The following is a 7,012-nucleotide window of genomic DNA, read 5'->3' on the forward strand; positions in this document are numbered from 1 at the left end:
ACAGGTGTTTGAGACCAGCGCGTCTACCAATTCCGCCATCCGGGCTCAGCAGGTTGCACATGTAAATAATATTATTAAAAACTCTAAACAAAATACTCTTATTTTTCCTTTCAGAGTTGGATTTTATTTCTAAATTTGCACCTCGGTAACGCGACACACACTAACTAACTACAAAACAACTTACTAAAATGCCACATCAAGAACCAGAAGCAAAGATATTTGCCTGTTCCCAAAGTGTATATTTAGCTGAACAAATAGCCAAAAACTATGGTATTCCGCTAGGTAAAGTGACCCTTTCAAAATTTAGCGACGGAGAATTTCAGCCGTCCTACGAAGAATCAATAAGGGGTTTACGCGTTTTCATCATTTGTTCGACCTTTCCAAGCGCCGACAATCTGATGGAATTGTTGCTAATGATTGATGCTGCAAAAAGAGCATCGGCAAGACATATAACCGCCGTGATACCATATTTTGGTTGGGCAAGACAAGACAGAAAAGACAAACCAAGAGTTCCGATTGGTGCAAAATTGGTAGCCAATTTATTGGACGCCGCAGGGGCAACCCGCGTGATGACAATGGATTTGCACGCAGACCAGATACAGGGTTTCTTTGAGAAACCGGTAGACCATTTATTTGCCTCTACCATCTTTTTACCATACGTAAAAGGCCTGAATCTAGAAAACATGATAATTGCCTCTCCAGATATGGGAGGTTCAAAAAGGGCATACGCCTATTCTAAGTTCTTAGAATCCGATGTAGTGATTTGTTACAAACAAAGAAAAGCAGCCGGAATCATTGACAAAATGGAACTGATTGGTGATGTAAAAGGCCGAAACGTTGTTTTGGTTGATGACATGATTGACAGTGGAGGCACTTTGGCGAAAGCCGCAGATTTGATGATAGAAAAAGGCGCGTTAAGCGTAAGAGCAATATGTACACACGCCATTTTATCAGGTGATGCCTACGAAAAGATCGAAAAATCGCAATTAAGCGAATTGATAATTACCGATTCTATTCCGTTAAAGAAAGAATCAAGAAAAATAAGAGTAGTGAGTTGTGCACCTCTTTTTGCAGAAGTAATGCAAATGGTCAATCACAACAATTCCATTAGTGGGAAATTCTTGATGTAATACCGTTTGGCATTCAACAGAAAGAGTTTTATTAAAATTTAATTTATTATTTATTAACTATATATTTTTACAATGAAATCGATTACAATTAAAGGATCAGAAAGAGAAAGCGTGGGCAAAGTTGCGACTAAAGCCCTACGTAATGCTGGATTGGTTCCTTGCGTTTTATACGGAGGAAGTCAAGCAGTTCATTTCTCAGCGGAAGAAATGGCTTTCAAAAACTTGGTTTACACTCCAAACGCGCACACAGTTGTGATAGATTTGGATGGAAAAACGACCAATGCAGTTTTGCAGGACATTCAATTTCACCCAGTTTCAGACAGAATCAATCACATTGATTTTTTCCAATTGAGTGATGACAAAGAAATCATTATGGAAGTGCCTGTAAAAGTAACCGGAACTTCTCCTGGCGTACTTTTAGGAGGTGTTTTAAACTTAAACCAACGTAGATTAAAAGTGAAAGCTTTACCAAAAAATCTACCTGATTTTGTTGAAGCCAATATTTCTGAAATGCAAATGGGCAACAAGTTATATGTTACAAAATTAGAAGCTAAAAACTTCAAATTAATGCACCCGGACAACACTGTTGTAGCGCAAGTTAAGATTTCTCGTGCGGCTATGAAAGCGGCTCAGGAAGCTGCAAAAGCAGAGAAAGGTGGAGCAAAAAAGAAAAAATAAGTAATTATTTTTCAGATATTGAAAAGCATCAGTTTGTACTGGTGCTTTTTTTATGAAATCAAATTAGTTTACTTTTACTGAATGAATTGGATTAAGAATTTATTTAAAACAAAGACAACCTCTGAAAATTCAGAAATGAAAAAATACCTTATCGTCGGTCTGGGAAACATCGGTGCCGAATACATAAATACCCGCCATAACATTGGTTTCAAAATTGTAGATTATGTTGCTTCAAAACAAGGCGTTTCGTTTGAAACCGCAAAATTAGGAGCAGTTACTGAATACACTATAAAAGGAAGGAAACTGATATTGCTAAAACCCAACACCTACATGAATCTAAGCGGCAAAGCGGTTCAATACTGGATGCAAAAAGAAAACATTGCCATGGAAAATGTATTGGTCATTACGGATGATTTGAATTTGGCTTTTGGCACTATTCGTATAAAATCGAAAGGAACAGATGGTGGCCACAATGGTTTGAAAAACATCCAGCTTATTTTGAACACTTCCGAATATCCTCGTTTCCGTTTTGGAATAAGTGATGAGTTTAAAAAAGGACAACAAGTTGATTATGTTCTTGGCGAATGGAGTGACATTGAAAAAGAAAAACTTCCGGAAAGATTTGAAGTGGCTAAACAAATAATAGATTCTTTTGCTTTAGGAGGTTTAAATGAAACTATGAATGGCTTTAATGGAAAATAAAAAGTTCCGTCTAGTTTTAAAATTAGACGGAACTTTTATTTAAAAGACTTTAAGAAGTTTATTCTATAACTAATTTTTTAGTCACAATTCCTTTATCGCTTTTAATATTTACAAAATAAACACCGCTGGTAGCATTGTCTAAATTTACAACCTGAGCCAAATTAGACGATTGGTCATAGTTATTTTCATAAATCGTTTTCCCTGTTACATCATATACTTCAACAGAATAACTATTCATCATATCTTTAAACTGAATGGTAAAACTGCCCTTACTTGGATTAGGATAAATGCTAAAATCATTTTGTAAAAAAGATTCATTACCTAAAACATTTGTTTTAAACTGATTTGCAATGGCATTATACCATGCCAACATTCTTGTTGCCTGATTAGCTGTAAACATATACATGCAAGCATCATTTACATAGTCCATATAGTTCATTGTCAAGGCATAATCTCCGGTACAACCAACCACATCACCCGCAGCAGGACAGTCATAATCTTCAACATCTTGAGCAGGTGTATCACAAATACCATCGCCATTAGGATTATTAGCATTATAAACAGCACAATTTGATTCTCCGCAACCAGCAAATGTATGGTCTAAGTTAAAATAATGGCCTAATTCGTGAGTCAATGTCCTCCCTAAATCATAAGGTGACCCAGGAACATAACCTGTACAACCGCTGCCTGAACCGAAAGCTGCTTTTGCTATTACAACACAATTTCCTGCAAGTGGAGAACCTCCTAGATTTGAATAGCCTAAAATCCCATTTCCGGCATTTCTACACACTAAGTTTAAATAACCCGACCATGTGGTATCGTCATCGTTTGTTCCTAAAAAATCTGTCCCGAATGTTACCGCCAAATCACCATTGACTAAACCAGTTCCCGCGGGATGATTTTGGGTAGCTAATACAAATTGTACTTGTAAATTTCCTGTGTTAGTGCCAGGGTAAAATGGAGCATCTGCTACATAGTTAGAAATATCAGCATTTGTCCCATTATAATCTGCATTTAATATATTAACCTGTGATTGTGCTAATGTTCTGAAACAAGCTTTTAAGGCAGATGTAGTTGCAACTGCGGGAAAGTGAACAGCCACAGGAATTCTTATTACTGTATTAACACTATTGCCATTTTTATTTGTTACAATTTTTTGTAATTCAGCCGTAAACTTACTCTGTTGCTCAAAGTATGCTTGTCTTTGAGCTGGGTTATTCATTATTTGCAACATTTTCTGCTGCATTCCACAAGTTCTATGTTGGGCAAAACTTACTTGAAAAACAAGTAATGCAAATAGTAATTTTAATTTCATTTTTGATTTATATTTAATTTTAAAGATTTCAAAAATAAACAATTGTTTTAGATAAAACGATTTTTATCTAAAAATTGAGGTGAATATATATTCTTTTCCTCTTTAACGTAATCATTTGCAATTTAGATAAGTATAGTGCTACGAGTATAATAAAAAGCGTTATAAAAAAAGAGGTGTTGTTTAACACCTCTTTAAAACTATTTATAATCATTGAGTTTATTCAACCACTATTTTTTTGGTTTGTTTCATTTCCCCATCAGTAACAGTCAATAAATAAACACCTGACTGAGCATTATTTAATTGAATGTTTTGATTGAATGTAGCACTATTTTCAAAATTATTTTCCAAAATCACTCTTCCTCTCATATCGTGAACTAAGACCTTAACACCGTTGCCGTTTGAAGAGTTGCTTGTAAATTGAATGTTGAAATTACCATTATTCGGATTAGGATAAACCGCAAAATCAGTAAACCCAACTGTTGGAGTAGACAAAGTAAATGTATCGGCACACACTTGAATAGACCAGGAGTTTAAAGTTCCTGTATCAACATTATAATAATCAGCTACTAATAAAGACCATGTCCCATTTGACTGTCTACCATTGAAAGCAGATAGTGGTGATGAAGGAGCGAATGTTCCTGTCATACTGGCAACACAAGTAAATGCTGGAGAACCGTCATTTAGAGTGACATTAAAATTATTATTACCCGCACAAGCTCTATTCCAAACTGGTACCTGAGTTACATTTCCAGGATTGCTTATAGCGATTACTAAATCATTCGGGTAAGTATGTGTAACGTTCAATCCTATATTTATATCCGATACTGTTCCTGTTACAGGTACATTTATTGAGTTGGAAGCAACTGCGCCAGGCGAATTGGCACCAACTCCATCAGGTATTGGTAATGCTGTGGAATTTGTGTAAGTATTACATACCGAACTAACAGTATAGCCAAGTGCAATATTTTTCGATACGGCATAATATATATTTCCAACTGCTTCAATTAAAATTCTGGTTGTTGAAGACGCTGTGTTGGGAAGCGTTATAGCTTCTGACCCATCATTAGGAGTGCTAGCTGCTAGGATAGTTGGAAATGTAGCACCACCATCTGTAGACAATAAAATATTCACATTAGCAGTGTTAATCCCACTTCCTGTTGTTCCGGCAACACTCCAAGTTATGGTTTGTGTAGAACCTGTATCCCATGAAACATTGTCTGTGCTTGGATTGGTTATTGCAAAAGCGCCTCCAGCATCCACAACCGTAACTGTTGTTGCAGCACTATTAGTTTGACCTCCACCAAGTACATTATCCCTAACTGTAAAAGCAAAAGCTAATGATCTTGCAACAGTCGAAACGGTTTCCCATGTATTAACCAAATTTCCAGCTAAAACATCCGAAAACTGTGGCATATATCTAACGGGTGAAGAACTTGGAACACGAGATCTAAAATTAGGGCCGTCTGTTTTGGTCGGTGACGGAAAAGTAGCAGTTCCACCAACTATTGTTGCGTCATTATTTTGTTCCCAGCAATACGTTAATACTTCGCCAGCTGTTCCTGTACCAGTTCCTGTAAGTTTAAATGCTGTTCCTACTGGTATTGTATATGCTGCTCCGGATACAGTTACTACAGGTTTAGGATTAGTAACCGCTAAACTTGTACTAACCGGACAAGTTTTACTCCCCATATTAGTTTGTATTTGAGCAATACTTTTATAACTATAATAATCATCTGAATGCATTTGAATATCTGTTCCGCCACCGCCAATTCCTGCATAAGCCATAATAGTAGTTCCAGAACCCGGTTCTACGTTTACGGAATTATTTTCAGCAGTATGTGTAAAAGTATGATTTCCTCCCATTTGATGACCCATTTCGTGGGCAACATAATCAATATCAAAAGTATCTCCTGTTGGAATATTATCGGCTGGAGAAGTAATTCCACTCCCTTTTGAACCGTTTACACAAACACAACCCACGCAACCTGCATTTCCGCCACCACCAGATGCTCCAAAAAGATGCCCAATATCATAATTAGCATCGGTTATAACACTTGTTAATGTCGCTTGCAATTCTGCGTTCCAGTTAGCCATATTTGCTGCATCAGAATACGGATCACTAGTGGGGTCAGTATAAATCACCAAATTATCATTTGCAATAATTAATAATTTTATCGCTAAATCTTTTTCAAACACACCATTACATCTTGTCATCGTAGCGTTCATAGCAGCTAATGCATCATTAACAGTTCCTCCAAAATATTGCGCATATTCACCTGTACATGACAATGCAAGTCGCATTGTTTTGTATGACTGTGCACTTGATAGCGTGCTGTTTACTAATTTATTAGATAAACTTTGATTAACAACAAGGTCTTCTGTACTGCAATTAAAAGGTAATTTCCCTTTGATTCTGGTTGCTGAATCAAAAACTACATAAACAGAACTATCTTTAGTATAAGGTTCAATAAATTCAGTTCCTGTGTTGGCTCTGAAAACCATAGTTTGAATTCCTTTAGGAGAAAAACTAAAGTTTAAAACTGCCGAAGGGTCCGTTATTCCTTTTCCAACGTAAGCTCTAATGTTTGGAAACTGTGTCTGCAACGTTGGTTCAAAATTTGAAGATTCCCAAACTTGGAATTTTTCCAATTCTCCATTAATATTGGGTAATTGAATAACCACTCCTGCATGTCCGGAAGATTTTTGCGGAACAGCAACAAGCGATTGCTTAAACTGAACAACGTCGAATTCTAATAATTTCTGATTAACAGAATAGGGTATTTGTCTTATTTTTTCTGAGGTAATTGCTTTATTGTTTTCAAAAAGTTTCCACGAATTATTCCTTTGAGAAAAAGAATAAGTAACAGATAGAATAAAGACAACTAAGAGTAAAATTTTTTTCATGATTTAGTTTATTATTTAAAAGAGAGTAAATATAGTTATCTTTCAAATATCTGCAAATAAGAACGCTTATTTTTAATCATTTAGACTTAAATTTAACACATTTCATTTACATCATGTTTTTTTGATGAAAATTATTATATTAAATCATTGTTGTCCGATAAAAGTAAATAAAAAAGAAGCCATAAAAATGGCTTCTCAATTAAAATCGTAATTTAGAGTTGCAAAAATTCAAATAACGATGAGTAAAAGTAATTATTTTTCTAGTAAATCTGTTTTCGGACAG

At 35.6% G+C, this 7,012-nt stretch carries 5 protein-coding genes; 3 read left to right on the top strand and 2 right to left on the bottom strand.

The annotated features are described in order from the left end of the window. The first annotated feature begins 188 nt into the window (after positions 1-188). The 3 genes from Q0Q99_RS00545 to pth all read left to right on the top strand — a co-directional run bounded on the left by Q0Q99_RS00545 (position 189) and on the right by pth (position 2,510). Positions 189-1,130, top strand: coding sequence for a ribose-phosphate pyrophosphokinase (locus Q0Q99_RS00545; RefSeq protein ID WP_293889861.1), 942 nt, complete (start codon positions 189-191; stop codon positions 1,128-1,130). Between the two features lie 72 nt (positions 1,131-1,202). After that, the gene (locus Q0Q99_RS00550; protein WP_293889863.1) at positions 1,203-1,808 is read left to right on the top strand and encodes a 50S ribosomal protein L25/general stress protein Ctc; all 606 of its coding nucleotides are present in this window, start codon (positions 1,203-1,205) and stop codon (positions 1,806-1,808) included. Positions 1,809-1,943: 135 nt separating this feature from the next. Continuing rightward, the gene (pth, locus tag Q0Q99_RS00555; protein WP_293889865.1) at positions 1,944-2,510 is read left to right on the top strand and encodes an aminoacyl-tRNA hydrolase; all 567 of its coding nucleotides are present in this window, start codon (positions 1,944-1,946) and stop codon (positions 2,508-2,510) included. 58 nt (positions 2,511-2,568) lie between these two features. Here the strand turns inward: pth and Q0Q99_RS00560 are convergent, their stop codons facing one another. Continuing rightward, positions 2,569-3,825, bottom strand: coding sequence for a zinc-dependent metalloprotease (locus Q0Q99_RS00560; protein WP_293889867.1), 1,257 nt, complete (start codon positions 3,823-3,825; stop codon positions 2,569-2,571). A 216-nt stretch (positions 3,826-4,041) separates the two neighbouring features. Further along, entirely contained in the window at positions 4,042-6,729 is a 2,688-nt protein-coding gene (locus Q0Q99_RS00565) for a reprolysin-like metallopeptidase (RefSeq protein WP_293889869.1), read from the bottom strand. Positions 6,730-7,012: the final 283 nt, after the last annotated feature.

Origin of the sequence: Flavobacterium sp. (genome assembly GCF_025352425.1) — a bacterium.
Classification (GTDB): Bacteria; Bacteroidota; Bacteroidia; order Flavobacteriales; family Flavobacteriaceae; genus Flavobacterium.

Excerpts from the sequence above, each read along its gene's own strand:
- Q0Q99_RS00545 (WP_293889861.1), top strand. The coding sequence starts at position 189 with ATGCCACATCAAGAACCAGAAGCAAAGATATTTGCCTGTTCCCAAAGT.
- Q0Q99_RS00550 (WP_293889863.1), top strand. The coding sequence starts at position 1,203 with ATGAAATCGATTACAATTAAAGGATCAGAAAGAGAAAGCGTGGGCAAA.
- pth (WP_293889865.1), top strand. The coding sequence starts at position 1,944 with ATGAAAAAATACCTTATCGTCGGTCTGGGAAACATCGGTGCCGAATAC.
- Q0Q99_RS00560 (WP_293889867.1), bottom strand. The coding sequence starts at position 3,825 with ATGAAATTAAAATTACTATTTGCATTACTTGTTTTTCAAGTAAGTTTT.
- Q0Q99_RS00565 (WP_293889869.1), bottom strand. The coding sequence starts at position 6,729 with ATGAAAAAAATTTTACTCTTAGTTGTCTTTATTCTATCTGTTACTTAT.